Genomic DNA, 25,878 nt, shown 5'->3' with positions numbered 1-25,878 from the left:
TCAGCCACGCTCCCAGTAGCTCGGGCCAACGGGTTCCTGGAAGTCGCTCCGCGCGACGAGGAAGCCCTCGGAGTCCACCGTGATGGGCAGCTGCGGCAGCGCGTGACCCGCGGGACCGAAGATGACCTTGCACTCCTGCGTGAGGTCGAAGGTCGACTGGTGGCAGGGGCACAGCAGGTGGTGGGTCTGCTGCTCGTACAGCGCCACGGGGCAGCCGACGTGCGTGCAGATCTTGGAGTAGGCGACGATGCCGTTGTAGTGCCAGTCCTCGCGGCCGGGGGAGATGGTCATCTTCTCCGGATCCAGGCGCATGAGGAGCACCACGGCCTTCGCCTTCTCGTTCAGTGGGTCCTCGGTGTCCATGAGGCCCTCGGGGATCACGTGGAACGCGGACCCCAGCTGGACGTCGGACGCCTTGATCGGCGTGCCCGAGGGGTCCCGGGTCAGCTTCATTCCCGTGTCCCACATGGTGTGGCGCAGTCGCTCGACGATGCTGCCGGCGGTGGCGCCGGTGCGGTCGAGGTCCCGGAACATGAAGATCGCGGGGATCGGGGCCAGCGCGATGGCGCCGATGAGCGTGTTGCGGATCAGCGGACGGCGCTTGATGCCCGTTTCCTCGATGATCTCGCCGATCATGCTCTCGGCGTCGGCGCGGTCCTTCTCCGGGCGGATCTCGTGCCGGGACTCGGCGATCTCGTGGTCGGGCATGAGCGCGCGTGCCCAGTGCACGATGCCGACGCCGATGCCGAGCATCGCGAACGCCGTGCCGAGTCCCAGCATCATGTTCTGGGTGCGGATCTCGGCGATCGACTCGCTGCGGCCCAGCCCGAAGTAGGCGATGAAGAACGACAGGGTGCCGATGATCGAGATCACGAACAGCAGCGCCACCTGCCGCTCTGCGCGCTTGGCGGCGCGCGGATCGACATCCGCCAGCCGTTTCCGATGCGGCGGAAGGCCGGGGTCCTGGAAGGCCTCCAGGGTGCCCGGACCAGCCTTAGCAACGGTGCCCGGGTCGTTCGGACTGCCGTGACTATGGTCGCCCATGTTGTCTCTCATCCTTTTTCTCAAAGTGTGTGGGTACGAAGTGGTTGGGCGATGACGCCCCCGGCGGCCCTAGGAGGGACGCGAGGTCAGCCAGATGGTGAAGGCGATGACGATGCCCAGGCCCGCCGTCCAGATGAACAGGCCTTCGGAGACGGGGCCCAGCGAGCCGAGCTTGGCCCCGCCGGGGGAGCCCTGCGCCTCGATCTCCTTCAGGAAGGTGATCACGTCGCGCTTCTCCTCGGGGGTGATGTTGGAGTCGTTGAAGACCGGCATGTTCTGCGGTCCCGTCGACATGGCCTCGTAGATGTGCTTCTCCGAGACGCCGTCGAGCGCCGGGGCGTACTTGCCCCGGGTCAGCGCGCCGCCGGCGGCGGCCGCGTTGTGGCACATCGCGCAGTTCACGCGGAAGATCTCCCCGCCCGCCGCGGAGTTGCCCAGGGAGGTGTCCAGCATTTCCTCGTCCGGTATCGCGGGGCCGGCACCGAGGGAGGCGACGAACGCGGCCAGCTGGGCCGTCTGCTCGTCGTCGAACTGCACCGGCTTCACCGGGGCCTGGGGGCCCTGCATCTGCATGGGCATGCGTCCCGTCCCGACCTGGAAGTCGACGGCGGCGGCGCCGACGCCCACCAGCGAGGGACCGTTGGAGCTGCCCTCCGCGTTCATGCCGTGGCAGGTGGCGCAGTTGGCGACGAAGAGCTTCTCGCCCTCCTCGATGTCGCTGGCGCTGGACACGGTGGAGGCCTGGGCCTCGTTGACGCTGCCGGCCGCGGCGTACAGGCCGCCGGTGACGAGCAGACCCATCAAGAGCAGCGCGACGGCGGCTAGCGGATGGCGGCGCCTTTGCGAAAGAGCCTTCACTTGCTGGTTCCTCACTAGTTTCGGGGGAGTGGTGGTGCGGGTGCGGCCGTTGCCGGCCGGGTTCCTACTTCAGGAAGTAGATGATCGCGAACAGCGCGATCCAGACGACGTCGACGAAGTGCCAGTAGTACGACGTTACGATCGCGGAGGTCGCCTCGAAGTGGCCGAACTTCCGGGCGATGTACGCGCGGCCGATGATCAGCAGGAAGGCGATCAGCCCGCCGGCCACGTGCAGGCCGTGGAAGCCGGTCGTGATGTAGAAGGCCGATCCGTAGGCGTTGGAGTTCAGCGCCACGCCGTGGTGCACCAGCTCGGCGTACTCGTAGGCCTGGACGGAGACGAAGATGGCGCCGAGGAGGAAGGTCACGATGAACCACTCGACCATGCCCCATTCCTTGAAGTTGAACAGGCCGCCGGTGCGGCGGGGTTTCAGGTCCTCCGCGCGGAAGACCCCCAACTGGCAGGTGAAGGAGCTGGACACGAGGATGATCGTGTTGATGAGCGCAAACGGGACGTTGAGCTTCTCCGTTTCCGCGGCCCACAGGTCCGGCGACGCCGCGCGGAGTGTGAAGTACATGGCGAAGAGCGCGGCGAAGAACATCAACTCGCTGGAAAGCCAGACGACAGTTCCTACCGACACCATGTTGGGACGGTTCGGCGCGGGATGCGCCGGGGCATTGAGGGCATGAGTCGCAGTTGTCACAGAGCCATTATGTCTATAAAAGTGCTGGCCGCACCAATGCGTAGGGGCCCGAGTCGCCCGTTTTGGCGCCGGTCAGGCGAAAGTTCCGCGGAATACCGGGGCAGAAACAATTCCGCACTTTCTACAAAACGTAGATAACCTTGGTGCGTGTCTACGATTCCAGCCCCGAGCACGTCACCGAACTGGTCCTCGATCCTCACCGCGCTCATCGGCCGGAACGATCTGACGAGCGCCGACGCGGCCTGGGCGATGGGCGAAATCATGGGGGGCAACGCCACGGACGCGCAGATCGCCGGCTTCCTCGTCGCGCTGCGGGCGAAGGGCGAAACCGTCGAGGAGCTCACCGGCCTGGTCGAGGCGATGGTGGCCACCGCGCGGCCGCTGCCACTGGCGGGGGAGAAGCTCGACATCGTCGGCACCGGGGGGGACCGCCACAACACCGTCAACATCTCCTCGATGGCGGCGCTGGTCTGCGCGGGCGCCGGCGCCCGCATCGTCAAGCACGGAAACCGGGCCGCCTCGTCGTCTTCCGGCTCCGCCGACGTGCTGGAGGCGCTGGGCGTGCGGCTCGACGTCGGCATCGAGCGCCTGGGCGACGTCCTCGACGCCGCCGGCATCACCTTCTGCTTCGCGCAGGTCTTCCACCCGTCGATGCGCTTCGCCGCGGTGCCCCGGCGCGAGCTCGGCGTGGCCACCGCCTTCAACTTCATGGGCCCCCTGACGAATCCCTCGTTGCCCACCGCCTCGGCGATCGGCTGCGCGGACCGCCGGATGGCCCCGCTGATGGCCGGCGTGTTGGCGGCGCGCGGAGTGCGCGCGCTGGTCTTCCGCGGCGGGGACGGCCTCGACGAACTGACGACGACGACCGTGAACCACGTCTGGGAGGTCCGTTCCGGCCGGGTGCGCGAGCACCAGCTGGACGCGGAGGACCTCGGAATTCCCCGCGCCACGCTCGAGGACCTGCGCGGTGGCGACGCCCGGCACAACGCGGCCGTCGTGCGCCGGCTGCTGGCGGGCGAGCGCGGCGCGGTCCGCGACGCCGTCGTGCTCAACGCCGCGGCCGCCCTGGTGGCGTACGACGAGTCGTCGGCCGGCAGCCTGACCGGGCGCATGGCGGCCGCCGTCGTCCGCGCGGAGGAGTCCATCGACGCGGGACGGGCGCAGTCGGCGCTGGACCGCTGGGTCGAGGCGACCGCGGGTTAGGCGCCGCGGCGACCCGGCCCCGGACTACTCGAGCCCGAGCGAGAAGGCGGCGTCGAGGTCGTGCTGGGAGTACGCGCGGAAGGCGATGTGCGTGGACGTCTCCGTGACGCCGCGGACCTTGGACAGCTTGTTGGCGATGACCTCGGCGAGGTCCTCGTGGTGGCGGACGCGAGCGACGGCGATGAGGTCCCAGTCGCCGGCGACGGAGTAGACCTCGCTGATGCCATCGATCTCGGAGATCCGCTCGGCACACTCCGGGATGCTGTCCGCCTGGGTCTGGATCATGACAAACGCTGTGATCATGGGTCGTTCCTCCGGCTCTCGGGGCGGCCCGGGAGGGTCGCCGGTCATGGTTCAGAGCCTAGTTCACGGTCCCGCGTGCGCGCACTCCGCGACCCGCAAAGCGCGACGTGACCGCCCGCCGACCGAGCAGCAGGACGCCCAGCGTGACGGTGGCCACGATCACGAAGGGAAGGGCGGCGGTCGCGCCCGCGGCGACGCGCAGCGCGAGCCCCAAACACACCGTGCCGATCCACACCACGAGCCCGTGGGGAACCACCCTGGAGGGCTGGGACCAGACGCGCGCGGCGGCGGAGGACACCACCAGTGCCACGAGGAAGGGCGCGGCGGTCTGAAGGATCCCCACCACCGACAGGCCGTGCTCGTGGGATTGCCGGCCGATCGCCGCGAAGGCGGTCACCAGCACTGCGTCGAGCGCCAGCAGGGGGACCCAGTGGGAAGAACGTCGCATGGCTCCATCGTAGTTGGGTGCGGTACCGCCGCCACAAGGCTCGTTCCTTGTATGATGTGACACAATGCTCTAGTCTTGTGGAATGATCGTCATCACCATCGACCAGCGGGCGTCCCGCCGTCGTCCGGATCTGGTCGACGACCTGGTGGCCCGCCTCAACGAACGGTACGCGCCGCTGCGTCGCTTCGAACGCACGGCGGGCGACGAGCTGCAGGGCGTCCTCGACGACGGCGTGGCAGCGGTCGAGTTGGCCTTGGACGTGGCGGGCACGGGGGAGTGGAGCGTGGGAATCGGCGTGGGATCGGTGAAGCGTCCGCTCCCGGAACAGACCCGGGCCGGCTCCGGCGAGGCCTTCGAACTGGCGCGCGAGGCGGTGGAGCGCGCAAAGCATTCCCCGGCGTCGCTGGCCGTCGCCGGCCCCGGGAGTGAGGCGAAGCGGCTGGAGGCGGAACTGCAGCTGGTCGCGGAGGTGAACCTGCGCCGCACCCAGGCGTCGGAGGAGGCCGGCAGGCTGATAGCCTCGGGCCTGTCCCAGCGGGAGGCCGGGGAACGGCTCGGGATCACCCAGCAGGCCGTTTCGGGCCGCCTGGCCTCGGGCCTGTGGCACCAGAGCCGCGGCCTGGCCGCGCAGGCCGCCGGGGCCATGGCCGCGTATTCCGAGGCGACGGACGGAGATTCCTAGATGGCCGTTCTGGCGCTGATCCTGGTGGTCCTCGCGGCCGTGGGTGGGCTTCCCCAGTATTTCCGGCGATTCCGCGGGCGCTCCCACCGTCTGCTCTACGCCACGGCGGGCACGCAACTGACGCTCCTCGGGGCGGCGGCGATCCTCGCCGCGACGGCGGGCGCCGCGGGCGGCCCCGCCGGCGTGAACGCGCCCGTTGCGGCCGCCTTCACGGTGGCCGCGGCGGCCCTGGGCGGCGGTCCCGTCACCCTGGCCATCCTTCGCCTGTCCCACCGGGAGGACGTGGCCGAGGAGAGGGAACGCGACGCCGCGGCGGCGGGTGGGGGCGGGACCCCCGCGCGGGCGGACACCACGGCGGCAGGACCCGGCCAGCCGGTGCTCCGCGGCGGCGCCTGGATCGGCGTCCTGGAGCGCACGGCCATCGCGGCGACCCTGTGGGCCGGCTGGCCGGAGGGGCTCGCGGTTGTCCTGGCCGTCAAGGGCCTGGGCCGGTATTCCGAGCTGGGCCAGGACGGCGCGGCCGAGCGCTTCATCCTCGGGACCTTCGCCAGCGTGCTGTGGGCTTGCGCCTGCGCGGGCATCGGTTTCCTGCTCCGCGCCTGAGGCGCCCGGCGTGCCAAGGCCGCGCCGGCACAAAAGTCCGCCGCTCCCGCTGGAGGATGGCCACGGGGCATGGACACCCCGGGGGGACTGCCACATACTGGCCATCCGAGGAAGCCGCCGTCGTGTCCCGGCGCCCCAGCGGTCGTCGACCACCGGGGCCGGAGGCCGGCAGCCGCACCAGGCCGCATGCGGCGCAAGCGCTGGGAGGACCCATGAACACCCCGAACTCCGAGCCGGACGCCACGTCCCGTCGCACGCGGACCGCGTCCCGTGCACCACTCGTCCACGCACGCGCGCGCCGCTGGTCGGCCGTGCTCTGCTCCGTGGCGCTGGCGACGGGCGCGGGCCTCGCGACCGCCGGCCCGGCGTCGGCCGCCGGAGGCGCCGACGAGTACATCGTGGTCCTCAAGGACTCCGTCCGGGACGTCGACCGCGTCGCCACCACGCAAGGCGACGCCTACGGGCTGGAGCACGCGGGGACCTACAGCCACGCCATCAACGGGTACGCGGCGACGCTCACGGCCGCGGACGCGGCTCGCCTGGGCGCGGACCCGTCCGTGGAGTTCCTGCAGCGCCAACGGGACTTCGAATTGGTGGGCGGTCTCGGGATCGCGGGCGCCCCGGTCGATGCCGCCGAGGACCCGGCGCCCGCGGCCCAGCTGACGCCCCTGAGCCTGTTGCGCATCGGGGGGCTGGCGCCCGAGACGGCCGCGGTCGACGCCGTCCCCCAGGACTTCTCCGCCGTCAACGTGGCGGTCATCGACACGGGCATCGACGGCACCCACCCCGACCTCAACGCGCGCTGGGGTGCCGACTGCTCGTCCGGGACCGCGGTGGTCTCGGACGAGGTCCCGGTGGACCCGAACGGGCACGGCACGCAGGTGGCCGGCGTCATCGCGGCGCTGGACAACGGATTCGGGGTCGTCGGGGCCGCGCCGGGCGCCACGCTGTGGTCGGTGCGGGTGATGAACGACGCCGGTGGGATCACCGAGGCCAGCCTCATCTGCGCCGCCGACTGGGTGGCCTCGACCCACACCGATGACGACGAGACGAACGACATCGCCGTGGCCAACATCAGCATCACGGGACCCGGATCGGACCCCGAGACGTGCGGCGGCGACACCGATGCGCTCCACCGGGCCATCTGCCAATCCGTCGAGGAGGGCGTCGTCTGGGCCGCGGCGGCCGGCAATGCGCGCCGCGACCTGGCCGCCTCGGTGCCCGCGACCTACTCGGAGGTGCTGGCGGCCACCGCCATGGCCGACTACGACGGCGTGCCGGGCCGCCAGTCGGCCTCGCAGTGCGGGAACGCGGACTACACGTCCCTGGGCCGGGACGACGGTGTGGCCACGTTCTCCAACTACGCGACGCAGGCGGGGGACCGGGACCACACCGTCGCGGCGCCCGGCGTTTGCGTCTCGTCCACGTATCCCGGCGGCCAGTACGCCGTGGCCAACGGCACCAGCTTCGCCAGCCCGTACGTGGCCGGGTCGATCGCCCTGTGCATCGGACGCGGAACCTGTGGCGGTTCCGGCGCGGAGATGGCCGCCCAGTTCCTCGAACTCACCGCCGACTACAACCAGGAGGACCAGGCCCACGGATTCTCCGGCGATCCGATTAGGCCGCCGGCGTCGTCGCACTACGGATACCTGGTCCATCTCGCGGCCTACTGAGGACACCTGATTCCGCCCGCGGCCGGGGGAGCGGAGGTCGATCGCGCCAGCCCTGCCGCCTCCGCACCACCGGTGGGCGCGGCCAGCCTCAGGACGGCGCGCTGAGGGTCATCGTGCTGGCACCCATGCGGATCGTGACATCCGCGCCGGTCTCCAACCCGTCCGGCGCATCGAAGTCGTAAGTCGTCGGCGCTAGGTCGGCGGTGCAGGGTCCCGACGGGGGATCCTCGAGCGTCAGGATGATGGTGTCCGGGCCGTCGACACTCAGGGACTCCGGACGCGGCGGGCAGCTGCTGCTTCCATACAGCACGACGGCGAAGCGATCCGGGTGATCCGTCCAGACTGCGAAAGGTTCGCCGGTGTCACCCGGCGCCACGGATTCGGGAAGACCCCGGTGGCTGTCCTCGTACGGCTCGCCGGAGCACGCCGCCAAGAGGAGAAGCCCCGGGACGCAGGCGGCCAGGGCCGCCCTTCGGTAGAGGTTGCCGCTCATGATCGCTCCGTCCGCCGTCGTGATGCTTCCGCCAGGGCGCTCCAGCCCGCCGCCATCCGGCATGCGCCGCGATTCACCGCATCCTGCGCGGACCGCTCCTCCGGCACCCACGGCCACCGTAGCCCTCCGGCGCGCCCGCCGGAATCTCGGTGCCATTCCGATCCGGCAACGTTCCGGGCGTCGGTGCCGCGCGGTGCCGCTGGATCAGGGCGCCGCGGGTCGGCCGGGTCCAGCTAGGGCGCGGGATCGGCGTCGCGTTTCGGCGACCGATGGTCGGCGGCGCCGGCGCGGACTTCGCCCTCGTCGTGCCCGCCCTTCTTCTTGCCGAACGGCAGCACCTTGAGCAGCGGGTGCAGGATGGCCATGACGACGAGGCCCCAGGCGAGCCCGAGGACGGCCGAGCACAGGGTGTTCACGAGCCAGGCCAGGAAGGCGCCGCCCACCGCGATCCCCGCGAAAGGGGCCTCAAGGGCGTGGACCAGGTCGTACGGAGCGTGCCAGCCGAGGTCATAGGCACCCTGAAGCATGATGTGACCGCCAACCCAGAGCATGGCGATGGTCCCGACGAGGGTGATCGCGGCCAGCACGGAGGGCATCCCCTTGACGAGCATCTCACCGAAGCGCTGGGCGCCCGGGGAGTCCTTGGTGGTCAGGTGCAGGCCGATGTCGTCCATCTTGACGATGAGTGCGACGGCGCCGTAGACGAGCACGGTGATCGCGAGGGCCACGACGACCAGGATGAGGGCCCGGACCCACAGGGACTCATCGGCCACCTCGTTCATCGAGATGACCATGATCTCGCAGGACAGGATGAAGTCGGTGGTGATGGCGCCCTTGGTGACCTTGGCCTCTGCCTCCGGGCCCCGTTCGACCGCCGGCGCCATTTCGGCCTCGTGGTTGCCGCGGAGCTTGTGCCACACCTTCTCGGCACCCTCGTAGCAGAGGTAGGTGCCGCCCAGCATGAGGATGAACGGGATGAGCCACGGGATGAAGGCGCTGATGAGCAGCAGCGCCGGCAGGATGATCAACAGCTTGTTCCGGAGCGAGCCCCAGAAGATCCGCTTGATCATGGGGAGTTCGCGCGACGGGTCCGCCCCGGAGACGTACTGCGGGGTGACGGCGGCGTCGTCGATCACCACGCCCGCGGCCTTGGACCCAGCCTTGGCGGCTCCTGCCGCGACGTCGTCCAGCGAGGCCGCCGCTATACGGGCCAGGGCTGCGACGTCGTCCAGCAGGGCAACAAGACCGCCGCTCACAGATCGCCTCCGCGCTGTTCGCGGAAGGGCTGCTGGGCGTGGAGGCCCCGATTGGGGCGCGTGATTGGCATGGTTGGAGTATACGGCGGCGGGCAGCCGTCGACGGGAAGCGGCGTGCATCATCGGGACGGCGCCAATCCGCGGCGGCGCGTTGGTTCGCAGTCGCCCGGGGCCCGTCGCCGGCTCGGTTTCCGACTGCCGACTAGGCCGGATGCGGTTCCGTGCGGCCGCGTCCGGTGATGTTGCCGCGGCCGCGAGAGACGGTTTGCCGCCATGGAACCCGACGACGACCGGGGGAGGAGGTGTCCGGAGGCGACCTGGCACCTTCAGTACGTGGTCTGCGCGGGAAATGCCGGGGGACAGCTTGAGTATCGACTCCGGACGTAGAGCACCCTGTCGAGTCACCGCGTTGGTCCACCTCTTGGATCGCCTGCGAGTTGCACCATTCACGGCCATATCAACTTTGAAGCGACCCTAGTAGGATCCCCGTCCATGGACATGCTGACGGGCGAACAGATCGCCGGGGCCAACTTGACCGAGTGGCGCAAACTGGCACAGGGATTGCATGCCCGCTATCTGGTCGACGACTTCGGCGCCGGCGCACGCTTCGTCGCTGCGGTGGGCGAGGCGGGCGATGCGCTGGGACACCACCCGCGCGTGGCGATCGGCCACGGGTACGTCGACCTCAAGCTGGTCTCAGACGACGCCATCTACCGCGATGACGGGGGTACCGAACACGTCGTTGAATGGGTCACCCAGCAGGATATCGACCTGGCGCGACGGATCACCGAGATCGCCGCCGACCATATGGCCGACTCCGACCCGGCTTCGGTCAGCGACATTGAGCTTGGCCTCGACACGGCGCGCTCCGCGACTATCGCTCCAGTGTGGGCCGCCCTGTTGACCGGGAGTGCCGAGTCCCAGGGCCGCGGGTCGCCCAGCGACGAAATCCGAGACGCCACGGGACGGGTACCGAACCTATGGTTCGGGGACGCCGACGGGGACGAGGCTTCGCGTCAGCGGTTCCACCTCGAAGTCTATGTAGCGCCCGAGGTGGTTGAGCAACGGGTCGCCGCAGCCCTCGCCGCGGGTGGGACCGTCGTCGATGACAGCAACGCGCCCGCGCTCACTGTGATCGCCGACCAGGACGGCAACAGGGGAATCGTATGCATCGACGTGTCCGCTTCGCCGCAGGCTTGAAAAGCCCATTGGGTCGACCTGCGGCGCATCGTCGCGGGTCACCGCGGCCCGCGGGATCGACTACCGAAAACGTCTCTCTAGGCTAGGCCAACTATCGAGATGCAGCGGACCGCCAGTGGGGGCTACAAGGCCGTTGGATGGGTGGAGTACGGCATCCTGAGGGATTTGCCGTTACGCTGCTCAGCGCACTAACTGACATAATGTTGATTATCGGCGTTTTGGATCGGCTCCCGGAAGGGCCCCAAAAGACGACGAGGCGGTGCGAGCGACGCGTGTCGTGCGCGATCACTTTACGGCCGTCCAGCACGCACGCCGCGGCGTCACGTTGCAGTCGGCCGGCCCGGCGGTGTCGGGCACGTCTCGGACACACGGGCGATCTGGCGCGGGCTGCGGCGACGCCGGTGCGGGCCCGCACAGTCGCGCCTGTCCGAATTCCGCCGCCGGATCTCTTGGTCGACTGAATACGTTGGCCGGTAAGCCGACCGCCACGCATGCCGCGGCGACCGGGCCGCCCGGGTGCCGGCCCGCCCGGGCGCCGGACCCGTCGCAGACCCAGGCGTCCGCGCCCGCGGGCTGGCCCACCATCGGTACCCCACCGGCCCTGCCGACAAGAATTCCGCCAGGACGCGGATAACGGAACCTGACATAACTGAGCCCTCCGCGGTGCCGGTCCGCGGCATGTTGCCGTATCCCCGACCCTGGCCTAGTCCTCGAACAGGCAGAAGGGATGCCCCTCCGGATCCAGATACACCCGGACATCGCGTTGCGGCTGGAACCCGGCCCGCGAGGCGCCGAGTCGCTCGGCGTGAGCGCAAGCCGCCCCGAGGTCCTCCACCCGCAGGTCCAGGTGCATCTGCATCTGCTGACGGCTGGGACCCGCGGGCCAGGCGGGCGGGACATGATCGGGTTCGCCCTGGAACGAGAGTCCGACGCCCCCACCGGGAGGCCTGATCATCACCCAATCCGGCTCCTCGAAGTGCCTCTCCCATCCGAGCAGTTCCCGGTAGAACCCGGCCAGTGCGACCGGTTCGCGAGCCCCGAGGACCACGGAGGTGAGATTGATGGCGGCGCGGGCATCCATGCCCCCAGCATGTCCACCGCCACGGACGCTGTCCAGCGTTGCGGGCGGGCCTCCCCTGCGCGCGATGTGCCACGCTAGTGCCATGAGCAACGCCGCGCCCGGCCCGGGCCCCGTCGACTACCCCGCCGCCAGGATGGCGGAACTCGCGCACGCGATGGTGGAGGCCCATGCCCTGGGATCCTTGCCGCCGATCGTCCAGCTCGGCCACCCGGTCCTGAGGATGCGGGCGGCCGAGTTCGAGGGGCAGCTGGACGGCGAACTGCTCCCCCGGTTCCTGGCCGTCATGCGCGACACCATGCACGCCGCCCCCGGCGTCGGGCTGGCCGCGCCGCAGATCGGCATCCCGCTGCGCATCGCCGTCATGGAGGATGCGTTTCCGATCGACCCGGACATCGGCGCCGAGCGCGAGCGCGAACCGCTGGCCTACTTCGCGGCCCTCAATCCCGCGTACCGGGCGGCCGGGCCGCGCACGGCGGCGTTCTTCGAGGGATGCCTGTCCTTCGACGGGTTCCAGGGCGTCGTCGAACGGCCGGCCGAGGTGGCCGCCTCCTACACCACGCCCGAGGGCCGGGCCGTGGAGCGTGGTCTTTCCGGTTGGCAGGCGCGCATCTTCCAGCACGAGACGGACCACCTCGACGGCACCGTGTACGTCGACAAGGTGCTGACGCGCAGCCTCTGCACGCACGCGGAGTACGCGGCGCGCTGGGCCGATCCGGGAATCGGCCGCGCGCGCCGCGGCCTCGGTTTCTGAGGCTACCGGGCGTTGGCGGGCACGGGCGCGCCCGTGGCCTCGGCGGCCTCGGGCGCAGCGCCGCCCACCGGGAGGTACCGCCCGAACCACTCGAGGATGGCCTCGAAGCGCTGCCGCCGGTGCCACGGGGTCCCGGCGCGGGAGAGCTCGTGGTTCTCCCCCGGGAACAACAGGAACTCGGCGTCGACGCCGTGGCGCAGAAGCTCGACGTAGTAGCGCTGCGCCTGCTCCAGCGGGCAGCGGTAGTCCTCCTCGGAGTGCAGCACCAGGGTCGGCGTCCGCACGTCGGCGACCCGCGCCATGGGGCTCTGCGTCAGCGTGTGCTCCGGATCCGCGCCGGTGTAGGCCTCGCTGAAGAACCAGCCGATGTCCGAGGAACCGATGAAGCTCAGCGGGTCCAGGTAGCCGCGTTCGACGATCGCCGCCTGGAACCGGTGGTCGTTGGCGATGGTCCAGGCGGTGAGGTACCCGCCGTAGGAACCGCCGAGCACGCCGACCCGCCCGCCGTCGAGCGCCGGTTCCGCGGCGACGGCCCCGTCCAGGAACGCGAGGACGTCCTGCAGGTCCACCGTGCCCATCGCTCCCTTGATGGCCAGGCCGTGCTCGCGGCCGTAGCTGGCGCTGCCGCGGGGGTTGCACTGCACGACGGCGTAGCCGGCCTCGGCGTAGACCTGCGCCTCGTCGAAGTAGGACCACCCGTACTGGGAGAAGGGTCCTCCGTGGATGTTCAGCAGCACCGGGTGCGGCCCCTCGCCTTCCGGCAGGAAGACCCAACCGTGCACCGGGTAGCCGTCCGCCGAGTCGACAACGAGCTCGCGGGGCTCGGCGATCCGCGTGGTGGAGCGCAGCGCGCGGGAGAAGTCGGTCAGCCGCAGCACCGTGCCGTCCTCCACGAGCCCGACCTCGCCGGTCGTGCTCGGATCGGCGAAAGCCACGACGACGGCGCCGCCGGCCTCGGCGGCTCCGGTCACCTCGAGCGGTCCGGAAACGAGCGTCTCCACGCCGCCGGCGGCGTCGAGGAGGTGCAGTTCGCCGCTGCCGCGGACCCGGGCGAAGGCCATCACGCGCGACTCGCCGTGCGGCACCAGGGTCGAGTGCACGTCGCCGTAGTCGCTCGCGTCCAGATCCGTCAGGAGCCGGGGCTCGCCCGCCGGCAAGCCGTCCGCCAGGTCCAGCGCGTAGACGCCGGCGTTGCGCGCGACGAAGTCGGTGCCGTCGGGGCCGAGCTCCTGGCCCAGGAGGAACAGCGTGGCGCCGTCGCGGGAGAAGACCGGCGTGCCGAAGCCGTGCGCCGCCGTGGCGGAGCCGGCCACGGGCTCGGGGGCAGCCGCGGCGTCGTCGACCCGGACGCGGTGGACCATCGAGCGCAGGTCGCGGTCCGCGCCGTCGTGCAGCGACGCGGTGAAGTAGAGGTGGCGTCCGTCGCGGGAGAACTCTGGCTCGGACGCGTCGCGGTCCTCCGGGGTCAGCAGCCGCGCGTGGGGAAGGTCCTTGGCGGACGCCGCGGCGCCGTCGTCGGACTCCGCGGCCATGCCCTTCAGCGCCTTGGCGGCGCGGCCGACCGGCTCGACGAAGGGCTCGTCCCCGACGGACGGGACGTCGATGAGGTAGATGCCCTGGACCTTGTCCCGGGTGAAGCCGAGACCGTTGCCGCGGTACTTGAATCCCGTGATGCGCCGGGGGTCTTCCGCGCCGGCCCCCACCCCGTCGAGCGTCCCGTAGCGGCCGTCCTCGGGGGTGCGGCTGGCGAACGCGATCCGCGCCCCGTCGGGCGAGAACGCGAAGCCCGCCACGCCGAGGTGCCGGTCCGTGACGATGCGCGGCTCTCCGCCGCGGGCGTCGACGAGCGCGAGCTGCGGCCGGCCCTTGTCGTCGGGGCGCAGGAACGCGATCACGCGACCGTCCGGGGAGTAGCGCGGGCTGGAGTCGCACTGTCCGCGCGTGAAGCGGCGCGGCGGCTCGGCGCCCTGCAGGTCCACCATCCACAGTTGGCCCACGGACTTGTCCGCGTCGAAGCTGGGCCGGGACGCGGCCACGACGGCATGTCGGCCGTCCGGGCTGATCGACGGCGCGGATACAGTGGTCATCAGTTCAAGCTGCGTCGGTTTCACAGCGCGAGCCTATCTGAAAGATTTGTTGAAGGAAATAGACCCGTGACTCAACCGCCCGCTCCCCGCATCCCGCTGCGGTGCCCCGTGTGCGCGGCCGTTCTGGAGCGCGCGGGCGACGCCGGACGGACCCTCGCGTGTGTCGCAGGACACCGCTTCGACGCCGCCCGGCAAGGCTATTTCAACCTGCTGGTGGGCAAGGGGACCGCGTTCCGCGAGGACACCGGCGACATGGTCGCCGCGCGGGCCGATTTCCTGGCCGCCGGCCACTACGCCCCGCTGGCCGACGCCGTCGCCGCCGAGGCGGGGCGAGGCATCGGCGCGCGTCCCGGCAACGGCGCGCGCGTGCTGGATGCCGGGGCCGGCACCGGCTACTACCTCGAACGGATCCTGGCCTCGCTCGGCGCCGCGACGGGCCAGCCCGCGGCCGCCGTCGCCCTGGACATCTCCCGCCACGCCATGCGCCGGGCCGCCAAGCTGCCCGGCACGACGGCGCTGGTCTGGGACCTGTGGCGGCCGCTCCCGCTCGACGACGCCGGCGTCGACGTGCTGCTCAACGTCTTCGCCCCGCGCAACGGCCCCGAGTACCGCCGGGTCCTCGCCCCCGGCGGCGTCGCCGTCGTGGTCACTCCCCTGCCCGAACACCTCGCGGAGGCCTCCGAGCTGCTGGGGCTGCTGGCGATCGCTCCGGGCAAGGAGGAGACCGTGGCGGCGAGCCTCGGCGACGGCTTCGAACCGCTCGGGACGCGCGAGGTGCGCGCCGCGCTCCGGCTCTCCGAGGCGGACGCCGTCCGGCTCGCGGTGATGGGTCCGGCCGGACACCACCTCGACGCGCACGCCCTGCGCGGACGCGTCGAGGCGGCGCCTCCCCCGGTGGCGGTCACGGCGGCCTTCCGCGTCCAGACGTTCCGCAGGATCTGACCCTCCGTGGATCCTGCGCCCGGAGCAGGCGGTCGGTCGCAAAGGCCGGCGCGCCCACCACCGGACACGCCGAGTCTTCGACTTACGGGCGAGGCACAGTCCGCCATGCGTCCGGGGCCCTCTCTTTTCGTGTGCGGACCTACTAGCCCCATGCCCGCACCTGCACACCGAAAGCCCGCTGTCAGGCTGCTTTTCCCGCACACATGTGGACACCGGGACCCCATCGACCGCCCGCGCACGGCCACCGGGTCGCCACTCCCCCGCAATCCCACCCACCGCTGCCGGCGGCGGGGCGCAGCCTCGGCGAAACATGTGGGAAGGGACGCCTTTCACATGGACCCAGCCGCATAGGCCGACCCAAGAACCGGGCGCACCGGGATCGCTCGGCATTGTCGATTCACGGTGGCTGGTGTCCGCGTGTCGATTCTCGGGCCGCGTCGGTGGTGTTTGAAGGCGGCGCAGACAGAGGTTCCAGAGCTCTCATCATGGGCTCCGTGGGCACCGTTCTTCGGCAGGGGGAGTCGGCACGACCGTGGGTCTTCGGGCGAATGTCATCGGGTCAGTGACGTCGAATACGGCCGCAGAGACTGCCGTCGAGGCGAACGATTCCCGGGGGCGGATGGGCGACACGAAGCACAGGCTAAAACGGGCGTCCAGTTCATCTCGATCCGCGTGGACCGGCTTTCTCCCTGACACAGGCCCCAGGCCGCCAAGCCTAGGTGGCCGCGACTGCCTCGATCAGTTCCGGCCCGTTGCTGCGCACGTTGCCCACGACCGCCCCCACCACGCGAGGGAACAGTGGGGGTCCGGAATCGCGTCCAGCAGCGACCGGATCTCCCCCTTGTGCGTGATTCCCGGATCGGGGCGTTCCTCCCGCAGGCCCTTCGGCTCGATGACCGGCGTCCGGTCGTGGATGTGCCCCGACGCGTCCGCCGCCGACCGGGTCAGGATCGTCGCCGTCATCATCCACTTCCACTCCCCGCCCCCGGGCACCGCGGGATCGCGCCAGAATTCGTACAACCCCGCGAACGCCACCACTCCCCCATCCTCCGAGTGCATGAACATCGGGATCTTCCCCGTCCCCGAGTCCTGCGACTCGTAGTACCCGTCGGCCGGGACCAGGGCCCTGCGCCTGACCGCGACCGAGCGGAACGTCGGCTTTTCCAACACCGTCTCGGAGCGGGCGTTGATCGCCGCGCACCCACACCGTTGCTCTTCACCCATGCCGGGACCAGCCCCCACCGGTGTTTACCTGCGAAGGCTCCTAGACACCCGTACATCAAGCGGTAGTCCGCGAGACAGTTCTGCAGAGGCACTCCGCCGTCGAGGTCTTTAGCCCGGACTCAAGGTCGCACGGTTCGGTGCGCGAGCGGAATTGTCCCTATGCTCGGCGGTAAAGCTCGCGGTTCCGGAGGAAGAGGTCATGCCGATGATCGAGATCGATGCCCTTGCGGCCAGGCTGTCCCTGGGCGATAAGGACTACGACAGGCGTCACACCCTGTTTGAGCGTTCCCTCATCGGCGAAAGCCCCGACGACATCCTGCGCTTCCACGACGATCTGGTTGCGGAAGCCAGCGCGCGCTGCCAGCGGGAGCCCATCCCGCAGGGCATCATGCGGTCCTTCGACCTCGGGCACCCCGACCTGCTCGAGGCGACACCAACGGGCGCGCTCCGACGTCTGGACGCCTTCAACCGTTGGTATCTGGGGTTCCACGCCCATGCCGCGCTCTGCGGCTTCCCACGCGATGACCCCGACTCCGCGGACGACCCCAATGGCACCGGATGCACGGCGGAGTTCCACGACGATATGGGAATTTGGGTCGAGGGAAACATGGGCACCCAATTTCTGTACGACGTCATCCCGCTCGCGTACGAGAAGGCCGCCGGGCATCTGTGGCCGCGGGGAGTCCGCATGCGCGGGTCGGGGCAACCGCTGCTGGAGTTCACTAATCCCCGCCAGTTGGGGAACGGACGCGCCCCGTCACCGCTGCGCGACTACTGGAGCCGGCTCGAGGAACACGCCGACCAGGTGAACGACTCGGAGGAATGGTGGGCTTGGCTGCGAACCACCGACGTCCGGCAATTCACCCTCGACTGTGGCTCGCGGGACTGGTACGGCGCCCGGCGCCGGAAGTCCGGGACGTATTCCCGCACAGTCCGCAGCCCGCGGCCTTTCCTCCGCCGAGGGTGCCACCTCATACTCGGACTCACGCCCGACGAGAACGCCATCCTGGCTCTCACCGTCGACGAGGCCACGGCGCGGGCGACCACCGACTTCGAGGATGTGTTCCGGGCCGCCGCGGACCATCTAGGCGTCTCGGATCCGCCGGAACTCGCCGGGTAGGACCGGGCAGGAGGCGGCCGTGTAGCTGGCCCACTCGGACGCCGGAACCGTGAGCTGCCCGGGTCAGTTCCCCCACGCGGATGGCGGACGGAGCGTGGCGATCGGGCGGATCCCGCTGAAGCGGGCCGCGATCGCCTCGTCGTCCATCCGGTCCCCGGCGGGCTCGCCGACGTCGTAGACGCTCGGATGCGCCGGATAGTCGTCCTCGATCCGTCCACCGGTCATTGCCTCGTAGACCGTGTTGGCAACCGACGCGAACACCTCCGCCGCACCCACCTCTTCCTCGTCCCGCAGGCGCCCGTCAGCGAGTACGGCCGGATCGGCGCGGCACGCCTCGAAGTACTCCCTGCCCTGGGCCACCACCCAGCTACGGAAGTCCGTGAAGACGTCCTCGCTGCACCAGCCAATAAGGGATTCGGCGGCAGCCCAGACATCCCACGAATACAACTCGAGGTTCCGCCGGACGAAGGCCACGTCGAACGCCGCGATCCCCTCCGGCGTCCACGCGCGAGGATCGATTCCAGCTCCTCGGCCTGCGCCTCTATCCCGTCCTCCTGGACCTCGCGGGAGCTGTTGATGGCATCCCAGAACCCGTTGTCGTCCACGCCTGCTCCCTCCGGCATCCGCTCGGCGACGCCGAGAACCTACTCGAACTCTAAGCGCCACGGCTGAACGGGCGCCATGGAAGCACCATCGGCGGCGATCCATCGATTGCCGGGTATCCGCGTCGATAGCGACAGGCCAACCGACGACATGCGCTTGTCTCAAGAACGCGCGAAGAGAAGCGAGGTGACGGCGACTTGCAGATGGTGGGTATCTATGCACTTCCCGGAGCACGCCACGAGTTTGAGGCAACGGCTCGCCGTGACACGGACCTGTTGCAGCCCTGTTCGCATTTGGCCTGTCGCGTGGAACTGCCCAACTCTCGACTCAGCGGATTGCATCCCCTCGGATAATTCCCACTTCCTTTGCCACCACGATCTCCCGCACATGGTGGGTGTCTCGCGCGCCCCAGCCGCGCATGGCACTGCCTTCTGCGCAGTCGCTGTTTCACAGCGGGCGGGCAGCAAGGCAATCTATCGAGACACCTTGCGCAACCTTCGCAAAAGCGGGGGGACGGACATCCCCCGCGGCCCGCAGGCACCGGAAGGGAACGTCGGACGGGGGAAACCTGCACGTGGCAGGATGTGCCTGTGTAGAAGAAACACCAATCGCAGAAAAAGATGCTGAAGCTCCTGCAGCGGTCCCTGGACCAGAGCGTTCCCGTCCAGATCGTCCGAACCGTGGCCCCGAATGAGACCCTCCACGGCATCGTGCTGGACCTGACGCGGGACTGGGTCCTGCTGACCGGAATCCGCGACGGCGGATACTTCGACGGCTACAACATCGTCAGGCCCACCGACTTCCGCAGCGTGGAAACCGACACCCGGTTCCTGCCCTTCCTGCGCGAGCACCAGGCATGGCCGCCGGCCCAACCCGCGGAACCCATCGACCTTTCCAGCCCGTCCAATTTCATCTCCGCCGCCGCGAGCCTCGCCGGCGTCGTCACGCTCTTCGAAGAAGCCCGGCGACCAGACATGTGCTGGATCGGGTCCCCGGCGGACTGGGGCAAGAAGTCCGTCTGGATTCTCACGATCGATCCCGACGCGACATGGGACGACTACATGACCCAGTTCAAGTTCAAGCACCTGACCCGGATCGATTTCGCCGACGACTACAACAAAGCCCTCGTGACGGTCGCGGGGCCGAAACCCCCGCCCACGGCAGAGCACGGCCAGCCGGGCTAGCGGGAAAGATTCACAAAGGCGCACGATGGCGCCGCGTCCGTGGGCAGCCGGCGGACCGCTGATGACGGAAGGTGATCAGACGCCCCGCGCACCTTACTCATCATGTGGCCAGCGGGTAGCGAGACACTTGCTCCGAGACACGCCCCAGACAATCGGCGGCCCCTTCGCTTCTCCCGCGGCTGCCCCACTCATGGAGCGAGACCCTCACCTGCCGCGTTCACGTTGCGGGCGTCAGGGCCATCGACACCGTGGCCGCCGAGACGATGAAGCAGAAGATGCAAATGCAGTAGATGCCGAGGTTCCGGTCTTGGGGCGTGGGCGTCTTCTTCCGCGGCCACCACATCAGGAATCCCATGAGGAGAACGAGCGGCAGAAACATCACCAAGGCACTTGGATCATGCAGCAGCGCCAGACCGGCGGCAAACAACGAGACCAGCAGTGCGACCGCGACCAGCGTCTTTACCGCTTCGCCCTGTCGATCCCGAGCCCTGCCATGGAGCCACCATCGACCGACCTGCACCACCACTGCCACGCCCAATCCCCCCAGCACCGGAATCCAGAAGCGCTCCGCCGGTGGGGTGAGCGCACCATCCGCAGACAGCCAGGGAAACAGGAGTTTGACGGTGCCCGACACCACGCCGAAGGCCACGGGGCCCAGGAACGTCAGCCAGAAGGTGATGCGCCGCTCTTGCGCGCTGCTTGGTTCTTCCACGGTCGAACCCTAACGGAACGAACCCGGTCAGGATCGAGCATCCGCAAGCTTTCGCTCGTGTCTGGCTGGCGGCGCACCATGCGAAGATTCGAAGCTACTGACACGAGACTCCGCGGGCGTAAGCGAAGAGGAGGCGAACGGCCAAGATGGGTGTTCGCATCCGGCGGGTAGCAAGACACTCCTTGCCGAAACACTCCATTGCAGCGCCTCCGGTAACGGCGGAACCCGCCCGGCCCCCACCGCATGGCCTCTCTCTCGGAAGCGGCGCCGAGAACCGAGAGGTCACCACCGAGCCACGGCGCCAAACACTCGACGCCCTCCCAAAAATCGCAGAAACGCGCCCTACCAGCACGGAAGTCGCGTTCGCGTGGTTTCATGAACTAAAACGGAAATCGGTTCGGTCCCGCCACGCCGGAACCTAGGACAAGGAGCGTTCTTCAATTGGACTCGCCAGGGCTGACCACACGGCAAGTCGCGGACTACTGGGCCGTGCATCGCTACACGGGACCAAAACACGGCAACTACGAGCACCAGGAGGGTTTCTCCGATGCCCTCGATGGCATGATCATCGGAAACGCGAATAGCCTGCTCGTGTTCCGCCAGCTCATGGACGCGGCACGCACCTCCGACGAGCGCGCCGAACTCCTCACGGGATACCTCCGGAACATACCTTGGAAGGACGATCCCGACTTCGCGTTCTGGCTAAGGTCGATCGAAACCTCCAGCCCCGCCGACGCCGAAACCTTCGCCCTGATACGCCGCTACTCCGAGAACGCCGAACTGCCGTACAAGTCCGTGGTTCACCGCCCCCGGAAAAAGGGGCCACGCTGGCCCAAGGACGACGCAACCGGGGTGGAGGACAGCTGATCTGCCCACGGGAGGCCGGCAACGACCGGTGGTCCATGAGACGCCGGTCCGAATCGCTCCGCTGACCCTGATACCCCGCCCTCGATGCATCCGGGTGGGGACGCACGCGCAGCGACACCGTCCTGCGTCCGGCCGATTGCGATGCACAGCCTGGTGCGAGATCCTTTAGACGGACTTGGAAGAGCGAGCCCTCCCTTTCAGGTAGCGAACTATAGCCGCCACGAGCAGGGCCGTGAGCAGGTGCCAAACCGCGAAGCCCAGAAATGAATAGGCGCAAAAGGCCAGCAGGGCGAAGCCTCCTCCGCACCGCGCTACCGCCACCGTCCTCTTGCGACCTACCTGGGTTTCAGCGCGGTAGATGATGAGACCCCAGATGACGCCGAAGGCCAGGGCTCCGACCAAGTGCAGGGCTATCATGGCGTCATCCTTCGGCACATCGCGGTGACGACGAAGACCACAGCTTCGCGGCAGGTGCATGCAGAGGCTGCCGGCCCGAACGCCTCCGCGGGATAATCCAAAACCGATACGACTGACCACAGCGCAACCATGCTGCCCCCAACGGAATGCGCTCTGAAGCGAGCCGCGGCGCGCCCCCAACGAGCACAGGTTGATCGTCAACCGTGCCCGGGGTAAAACGCAAGAGTTCAACTGGTCGCTGATAGGGCACGGGCTCCCGCCGGCGTCCGCCGCGACGACCTCTACGTCGACCACGGCATCAGCGGATCCCGCGCCAGTCGGCCCGCCTTCGACCAAGCGCCACGCGGCCGGTCACGACCTTGATGGCCGGCGCCCCGCCTCTACCGACAGCCAGATCGCCAACGCCCGCCGCCTCATCGACTCCGGCCAACCCGCCACCCACGTCGCCCGCGACCTCGGCATGTCCAGGGCGACCCTGTACCGCAGGATCGCGGACCTCGACGCCAAGGACTGGATCAGGCCCACAAGAACTGACGTTCCCGCGAGGGCCGGACGGCCGCGGAGCGTCGGGCCAATGACGGGCCGCCAACCCGTCCAGACGGCCTCTTTCCCGCCGCTACTCCCGGAAGTAGAACTCCCCCGTCGGGGGCAGCGGGAAGACGTAGCCGTCCTCCACCCTCCGCCACGAGTCGGGGTGCTCGAGAAGCCGGAGGATCACCGGCGCCAGGTCCCCGGCCTCCTTCTCCGCGATCCCGGGGTGGTCCAGGCGCGCACGGACCGGGTACTCCTCGCTGCCGCCGGAGATCCGACCGGTCTCGATCTCGATCCGCAGCTCCCCCATCACGGGGCAACACACCCTGATCGTCGCCTGCGGGGTGGAAAGGGACAACCAGGGCACGTTCACCGAGCCGTACGCCGCGGGTTCGATGCCCGCCGTCTGGTCCACGTGTGCCGTGGAAGCCTCCCGGACACGCCGCGCGAGTTCCGCGAAGAACAGCTCCGGCGCACCGTACCCGGGCTTGCGCCACCCGCCCCGGCCCCCCACGCGGGGTTCCGCCGCCTCGATGGCAGGCGGGACGAGCCCGCAGGGCGCGGACGGGGCCTCGGGCGCCCCGTGGTCGATCTCGTAGACGCACTCGCTGCATTCGCACTGCTTGCCGTCCTCAGAGAGGTGCTCCCGCCAGTCATGCCCACAGACATGGCAATCCCCGTGCCAGGACGTTTTCCGCGTGAACCACACCATGGCAACAGTCTCCCCCACTGCCCGTCAGCGCCGCAGCCGCTCCACGTCTTCGGGCAGAAACTTGTACGCGACCCAGGCCGATGTCCCGAGGGCGACGGCCACGAAAAACACGAGCAGGATCAGATCCCCGGTGGGGCAAGCATCCAATTTTCCGGCTCGCCCACGGCGACGGTCCGGTCCGGATCCTCCGGATCCACGACGTAGCGGACGGCCTCGCCGATCCGCGGGTCGTGGAGAGCGCCGTCGTTGTCCAACACGATCTCGCGTCCGTCCACGGCAACCACGTACTCCGTGCAGGCACGCCCGCAGTTCCGGACGTCCACCAGCGGGGCGCTCAGGTGCGGCTGCGTGGCCACGAGTCGCGCGTCGGACTCGAACGATTCCCTGGACGCGGCATCCATGCCGAAAGCAAGCGCCACCAGCACGACGGCGATTCCCACGGCGATGGCCCGGCGCAGCGGCAAGGTGTTTCGCCCCGATGCGGCGCTACGGCGGCCATGACGGGTCGCCAGCCGGCGTCGACGCTCGACCCGTCCGGGCCGGAATCGCTGATGGTCCTCCACCCCAGCATCCTAGGGCCGGGGACGCCGCGGTCTCCTGGATGTAGGGGGCGCGAACATGCCGGAAGTCTCCTTCGTGCGGCCTCCCTGGGAAGCCACGTGGCATTGGTTCTGGAACGAGCGTCCCAGGCGTGTCGTGCCTTCGGGCCATCCCATGCAGGGCGTCCCACTTCCAGGGATCTGGGACACGATGGTCCGATTATCCGTCGGGCCTTTCCACCGGCGGTTCGCCACGGAAGAAGTCTCTGACAGGCGACGATGTAGGCATGAGTCCACAAATGCCGACAGCCATACGAGCCACCGCATATTGGAAGACGCGTCGCTGGTTGAGGAGTCGGCATCTCAGCATCCGGTATGACGCGCGGTTCGCGGACGGGCGCGAGGAGTACGACGTCGATTTGGACGCCGTACTTCAGGGATCCCGCTACCCCGCGGACTACCGGTCCACGAAGAACGGCGCCAGAGCTGCGTGCCCTGAGGAAGGCACCGGAGCATGGGTTGACTACCCATACGGCCAGCCGCTCTAATCCAGCACCGAGTACGGGGGCATTCCCGCCACGGACGTCCCGATGTTGTCTGCCCCGGTTAGGAACGTTATACGAGACATCGGAGTTGGTTCCGCTCCCCCACTCCCTACTCTGTGACTTTCGGAGGTAAGTGGCGGCTTTCTGCTGAAGTCTTATGGCGGCACGAGGTGCCCCACGGGGTTCGCGAATCAACACCAGGCCTGTCGGACGGGGATCCAGTTCTCATTGCCTTCGGAGGATGTGATAGTCAGGTCAGCCTCCACCGCATAGCGGCAGGTTGCCGTCACCGTGCCAGCCTCATCGGTGGGGTCCGGCACCTCGGCGGCGATCACGAGGGTTCCCGTCACCATCTCGTCGTCCTGGGCGAAGTCCGTGGTCTCAACATGGACGCGGAGGACGCTGCTGCCGAGGGACTCCGCCCGTTCGTCGAGGGCTTTCTCGACGGACCGGTCGCTGCGCTCCTCGGTCCGCGGTTGGGTGCCGTCCTCATTTTCAAACACTAGCCATCGGATTTCCTGGCCCAGTTCGGCCGCCGCGAACGACGTATGCGCGACGGCCTCGGCATTGCGTGCCCAGGTCACCGGCCCATAGACGGGTTCCCCGTGGGGTTCGTATTCGGTAAGCGACCCCGGGCAATCGACGATCTCGGGGTGCGTGCCCTCGGTGGTGCGTTGGAGCTCGACGCAGGCGCTGGCCGTGGCAGAGCGGTTCGCATTGAACGGTTCCGCTCCCGCCGGGGCTGTGCGCCAGATCGCCAGGAGGGCGCGGTCCGGTTCGGCCTCGATCACCCGTGGCACTGAGGAGTGGTTGTCGAAGAACTGCTGGAGCTTCCCATTGGGCTTTTCCAGGTCGCGCAGATCCGTCAGCGCGCCGATCTCCTTGCTCGAGGACAACGCGGGCACGACCTGGTTCCGGATCTGCTGGGCGACCGCCGCCCGGTCACGATCCTCCTGAAAAGCGCACCCGGTGGCCGACAACAGCAGGGGGGCGATCAGCGCCGCACAGGCCACAGCAGCCAGCGATCGATGCCTGCAAGTCGTGGGTCGTCGGCGCGCTGGGCCCCTGTCCCCATCGTGGCGGCACCCTCCCTCTGGGATTCTCCGGCTCCCGGCCGCATCTATGTCCACAGGCATCCTCCTGGTGTGCGCCGAGTCGGTTGAATGTCAGCCGTTCGGTGCGCCCATGCTATGCGCAGGCCACTGCGGTGACGGCTCAAGCGCACCAATTGCGCAGCTTCCGAAAGTCAGGTGGCGGCATTCTCGCGGAGCCGCTGGTCGGTGCCCACCACACTCGAGGAGCGCCACGGCATCCCATGACTGCAACACCTCGGTCATCGATCGGCGTGTGCCGGATACGACCTCCCCATCGGACGCTAGCCGCTACGAGAACTACGCCACCTATTGCTGCGACTCACACCCATGATCACAGTGTGTGATGCCACGCCGTGGAACAGAAGCTCAGGTGAGAAACGGCCGCCGTTTCGCGTGACCGACGGAGAACTCTTGCACGCTATCTTGGTCAGGGTTGGGGTTGGTCGTGGCGGCGATGCCTGCGCCGCGTACGATGTGATTCACCCCAGGTGCCTCGACGGCTCGTCGGACACATTTGTTGAGACAGACCATCGCCGCTTGTCCCGCACATGTGGCGTGCGCAGCCTCCTACTGATCGGTCCGACCAACAACGGCGAGTCCGTGAGCATGGCCTACCCGCTCCTCAACACCAGATCCTCGCCGCATTGCGGGCCGCGGTTTCTACCATCGCCCGGTGCGTTGCCCACTCGGCATCCGCGGACGTGCTCGGCGGCGTTCGTCGTCGCCCCCACGGCCCCATCCAGGGCTTCGCGAATGATGTCTGCGTGTCCCAGGTGTTGAGTGGTCTCGAGGAGCATGTGCACCAGCACCGAGAAAAGGGAGACGTCCGAACCCCACCATGAGACGTGTCCGGTGGCGTCGAGCGTCAGCGACTCGATCGTGGCATCGGCGTGCAGGCATGCCCGTCGGTACGCGGCCATGACGTCCTCACGCGCCTCATGCGCCGTTGCGTACATGAAGTCGCGATTCCGAAAGCCTCCCTCCAGCGTGGGGACAGGCACAC

General features: G+C 68.9%; 27 protein-coding genes and 1 pseudogene. 11 read left to right on the top strand and 17 right to left on the bottom strand.

Translation table 11 applies throughout. From position 1 onward, the window contains the following. From qcrA to ctaE, 3 genes are all read right to left on the bottom strand, one after another. Positions 1–1,044 (bottom strand): cytochrome bc1 complex Rieske iron-sulfur subunit, encoded by a 1,044-nt coding sequence (gene qcrA / locus ACETWP_RS06855; protein ID WP_373971468.1) that lies wholly within the window; start codon positions 1,042–1,044, stop codon positions 1–3. A 69-nt stretch (positions 1,045–1,113) separates the two neighbouring features. Then, entirely contained in the window at positions 1,114–1,902 is a 789-nt protein-coding gene (gene qcrC / locus ACETWP_RS06850; RefSeq protein ID WP_373971467.1) for a cytochrome bc1 complex diheme cytochrome c subunit, read from the bottom strand. 64 nt (positions 1,903–1,966) lie between these two features. After that, positions 1,967–2,605, bottom strand: a complete 639-nt coding sequence (gene ctaE, locus ACETWP_RS06845) for an aa3-type cytochrome oxidase subunit III (RefSeq protein ID WP_373971466.1) — start codon at positions 2,603–2,605, stop codon at positions 1,967–1,969. Between the two features lie 147 nt (positions 2,606–2,752). On the opposite strand from ctaE, the gene trpD reads away from it, so the two are divergent. Further along, positions 2,753–3,808, top strand: a complete 1,056-nt coding sequence (gene trpD / locus ACETWP_RS06840) for an anthranilate phosphoribosyltransferase (RefSeq protein WP_373971465.1) — start codon at positions 2,753–2,755, stop codon at positions 3,806–3,808. 24 nt (positions 3,809–3,832) lie between these two features. Here the strand turns inward: trpD and ACETWP_RS06835 are convergent, their stop codons facing one another. Beyond that, positions 3,833–4,111 carry an Lrp/AsnC family transcriptional regulator gene (locus ACETWP_RS06835; RefSeq protein ID WP_373971464.1) on the bottom strand — a complete coding sequence of 93 codons (279 nt, stop codon included), beginning with the start codon at positions 4,109–4,111 and terminating at the stop codon, positions 3,833–3,835. Positions 4,112–4,169: 58 nt separating this feature from the next. Then, entirely contained in the window at positions 4,170–4,559 is a 390-nt protein-coding gene (locus ACETWP_RS06830) for a DUF3054 domain-containing protein (protein WP_373971463.1), read from the bottom strand. A gap of 82 nt (positions 4,560–4,641) precedes the next feature. On the opposite strand from ACETWP_RS06830, the gene ACETWP_RS06825 reads away from it, so the two are divergent. From ACETWP_RS06825 to ACETWP_RS06815, 3 genes are all read left to right on the top strand, one after another. Then, positions 4,642–5,241: a hypothetical protein gene (locus ACETWP_RS06825; RefSeq protein ID WP_373971462.1), complete on the top strand. Its 600-nt coding sequence runs from the start codon at positions 4,642–4,644 to the stop codon at positions 5,239–5,241. Beyond that, on the top strand, positions 5,242–5,844 hold the full coding sequence (locus tag ACETWP_RS06820) for a hypothetical protein (protein ID WP_373971461.1): 603 nt from the start codon (positions 5,242–5,244) through the stop codon (positions 5,842–5,844). Positions 5,845–6,056: 212 nt separating this feature from the next. Further along, positions 6,057–7,517, top strand: coding sequence for a S8 family serine peptidase (locus ACETWP_RS06815; RefSeq protein ID WP_373971460.1), 1,461 nt, complete (start codon positions 6,057–6,059; stop codon positions 7,515–7,517). Between the two features lie 88 nt (positions 7,518–7,605). Here the strand turns inward: ACETWP_RS06815 and ACETWP_RS06810 are convergent, their stop codons facing one another. Both ACETWP_RS06810 and ACETWP_RS06805 read right to left on the bottom strand, forming a co-directional pair. Next, the gene (locus ACETWP_RS06810; protein ID WP_373971459.1) at positions 7,606–8,010 is read right to left on the bottom strand and encodes a hypothetical protein; all 405 of its coding nucleotides are present in this window, start codon (positions 8,008–8,010) and stop codon (positions 7,606–7,608) included. A gap of 233 nt (positions 8,011–8,243) precedes the next feature. Beyond that, positions 8,244–9,266, bottom strand: a complete 1,023-nt coding sequence (locus ACETWP_RS06805; RefSeq protein WP_373971458.1) for a DUF808 domain-containing protein — start codon at positions 9,264–9,266, stop codon at positions 8,244–8,246. A gap of 492 nt (positions 9,267–9,758) precedes the next feature. Between ACETWP_RS06805 and ACETWP_RS06800 the strand changes: the two genes are divergently transcribed. Further along, entirely contained in the window at positions 9,759–10,466 is a 708-nt protein-coding gene (locus tag ACETWP_RS06800) for a 4a-hydroxytetrahydrobiopterin dehydratase (RefSeq protein WP_373971457.1), read from the top strand. Positions 10,467–11,169: 703 nt separating this feature from the next. Here ACETWP_RS06800 and ACETWP_RS06795 read toward each other — a convergent pair. After that, a complete protein-coding gene (locus tag ACETWP_RS06795; RefSeq protein ID WP_373971456.1) occupies positions 11,170–11,547 on the bottom strand; it encodes a VOC family protein in 378 nt (125 codons plus the stop codon). Between the two features lie 82 nt (positions 11,548–11,629). Here ACETWP_RS06795 and ACETWP_RS06790 point away from each other — a divergent pair, with 82 nt between their 5' ends. Further along, a complete protein-coding gene (locus tag ACETWP_RS06790; protein ID WP_373971455.1) occupies positions 11,630–12,298 on the top strand; it encodes a peptide deformylase in 669 nt (222 codons plus the stop codon). A 2-nt stretch (positions 12,299–12,300) separates the two neighbouring features. On the opposite strand, the gene ACETWP_RS06785 is transcribed toward ACETWP_RS06790, so the two are convergent. Further along, positions 12,301–14,385: a S9 family peptidase gene (locus ACETWP_RS06785; RefSeq protein WP_373971454.1), complete on the bottom strand. Its 2,085-nt coding sequence runs from the start codon at positions 14,383–14,385 to the stop codon at positions 12,301–12,303. A 66-nt stretch (positions 14,386–14,451) separates the two neighbouring features. On the opposite strand from ACETWP_RS06785, the gene ACETWP_RS06780 reads away from it, so the two are divergent. Continuing rightward, positions 14,452–15,327, top strand: coding sequence for a putative RNA methyltransferase (locus ACETWP_RS06780; protein ID WP_373971453.1), 876 nt, complete (start codon positions 14,452–14,454; stop codon positions 15,325–15,327). Between the two features lie 738 nt (positions 15,328–16,065). On the opposite strand, the gene ACETWP_RS06775 is transcribed toward ACETWP_RS06780, so the two are convergent. Further along, positions 16,066–16,551: an SOS response-associated peptidase family protein gene (locus ACETWP_RS06775; protein WP_373971452.1), complete on the bottom strand. Its 486-nt coding sequence runs from the start codon at positions 16,549–16,551 to the stop codon at positions 16,066–16,068. Between the two features lie 199 nt (positions 16,552–16,750). Between ACETWP_RS06775 and ACETWP_RS06770 the strand changes: the two genes are divergently transcribed. Further along, complete coding sequence (locus ACETWP_RS06770) at positions 16,751–17,671, top strand: hypothetical protein (protein ID WP_373971451.1); 921 nt, start codon at positions 16,751–16,753, stop codon at positions 17,669–17,671. A gap of 63 nt (positions 17,672–17,734) precedes the next feature. Here the strand turns inward: ACETWP_RS06770 and ACETWP_RS06765 are convergent, their stop codons facing one another. Then, positions 17,735–18,379: a DUF4240 domain-containing protein gene (locus ACETWP_RS06765; RefSeq protein ID WP_373971450.1), complete on the bottom strand. Its 645-nt coding sequence runs from the start codon at positions 18,377–18,379 to the stop codon at positions 17,735–17,737. 515 nt (positions 18,380–18,894) lie between these two features. Between ACETWP_RS06765 and ACETWP_RS06760 the strand changes: the two genes are divergently transcribed. Beyond that, positions 18,895–19,458 (top strand): hypothetical protein, encoded by a 564-nt coding sequence (locus tag ACETWP_RS06760; protein ID WP_373971449.1) that lies wholly within the window; start codon positions 18,895–18,897, stop codon positions 19,456–19,458. Between the two features lie 217 nt (positions 19,459–19,675). On the opposite strand, the gene ACETWP_RS06755 is transcribed toward ACETWP_RS06760, so the two are convergent. Beyond that, on the bottom strand, positions 19,676–20,170 hold the full coding sequence (locus ACETWP_RS06755) for a hypothetical protein (protein WP_373971448.1): 495 nt from the start codon (positions 20,168–20,170) through the stop codon (positions 19,676–19,678). A gap of 441 nt (positions 20,171–20,611) precedes the next feature. On the opposite strand from ACETWP_RS06755, the gene ACETWP_RS06750 reads away from it, so the two are divergent. Further along, the gene (locus ACETWP_RS06750; RefSeq protein ID WP_373971447.1) at positions 20,612–21,037 is read left to right on the top strand and encodes a hypothetical protein; all 426 of its coding nucleotides are present in this window, start codon (positions 20,612–20,614) and stop codon (positions 21,035–21,037) included. A 165-nt stretch (positions 21,038–21,202) separates the two neighbouring features. Here the strand turns inward: ACETWP_RS06750 and ACETWP_RS06745 are convergent, their stop codons facing one another. Next, complete coding sequence (locus tag ACETWP_RS06745; protein WP_373971446.1) at positions 21,203–21,454, bottom strand: hypothetical protein; 252 nt, start codon at positions 21,452–21,454, stop codon at positions 21,203–21,205. 190 nt (positions 21,455–21,644) lie between these two features. Between ACETWP_RS06745 and ACETWP_RS06740 the strand changes: the two are divergent. Beyond that, positions 21,645–21,884: pseudogene (locus ACETWP_RS06740) on the top strand (hypothetical protein); the annotation flags it as partial. 186 nt (positions 21,885–22,070) lie between these two features. On the opposite strand, the gene ACETWP_RS06735 reads toward ACETWP_RS06740, so the two are convergent. The 4 genes from ACETWP_RS06735 to ACETWP_RS06720 all read right to left on the bottom strand — a co-directional run bounded on the left by ACETWP_RS06735 (position 22,071) and on the right by ACETWP_RS06720 (position 25,876). Continuing rightward, entirely contained in the window at positions 22,071–22,697 is a 627-nt protein-coding gene (locus ACETWP_RS06735; RefSeq protein WP_373971632.1) for a hypothetical protein, read from the bottom strand. Between the two features lie 119 nt (positions 22,698–22,816). Then, positions 22,817–23,161: a hypothetical protein gene (locus ACETWP_RS06730; RefSeq protein ID WP_373971445.1), complete on the bottom strand. Its 345-nt coding sequence runs from the start codon at positions 23,159–23,161 to the stop codon at positions 22,817–22,819. Between the two features lie 811 nt (positions 23,162–23,972). Beyond that, positions 23,973–24,794 (bottom strand): FAD-dependent monooxygenase family protein, encoded by an 822-nt coding sequence (locus ACETWP_RS06725; protein ID WP_373971444.1) that lies wholly within the window; start codon positions 24,792–24,794, stop codon positions 23,973–23,975. A 692-nt stretch (positions 24,795–25,486) separates the two neighbouring features. Then, a complete protein-coding gene (locus ACETWP_RS06720) occupies positions 25,487–25,876 on the bottom strand; it encodes a mycothiol transferase (RefSeq protein ID WP_373971443.1) in 390 nt (129 codons plus the stop codon). Between the last annotated feature and the right edge of the window lie 2 nt (positions 25,877–25,878).

This window comes from Arthrobacter halodurans (genome assembly GCF_041877255.1).
Lineage (GTDB): Bacteria > Actinomycetota > Actinomycetes > Actinomycetales > Micrococcaceae > Arthrobacter_N > Arthrobacter_N halodurans.
Note: the sequence above shows the minus strand (reverse complement) of the source record. Positions and strands in the feature narration are given on the sequence as shown.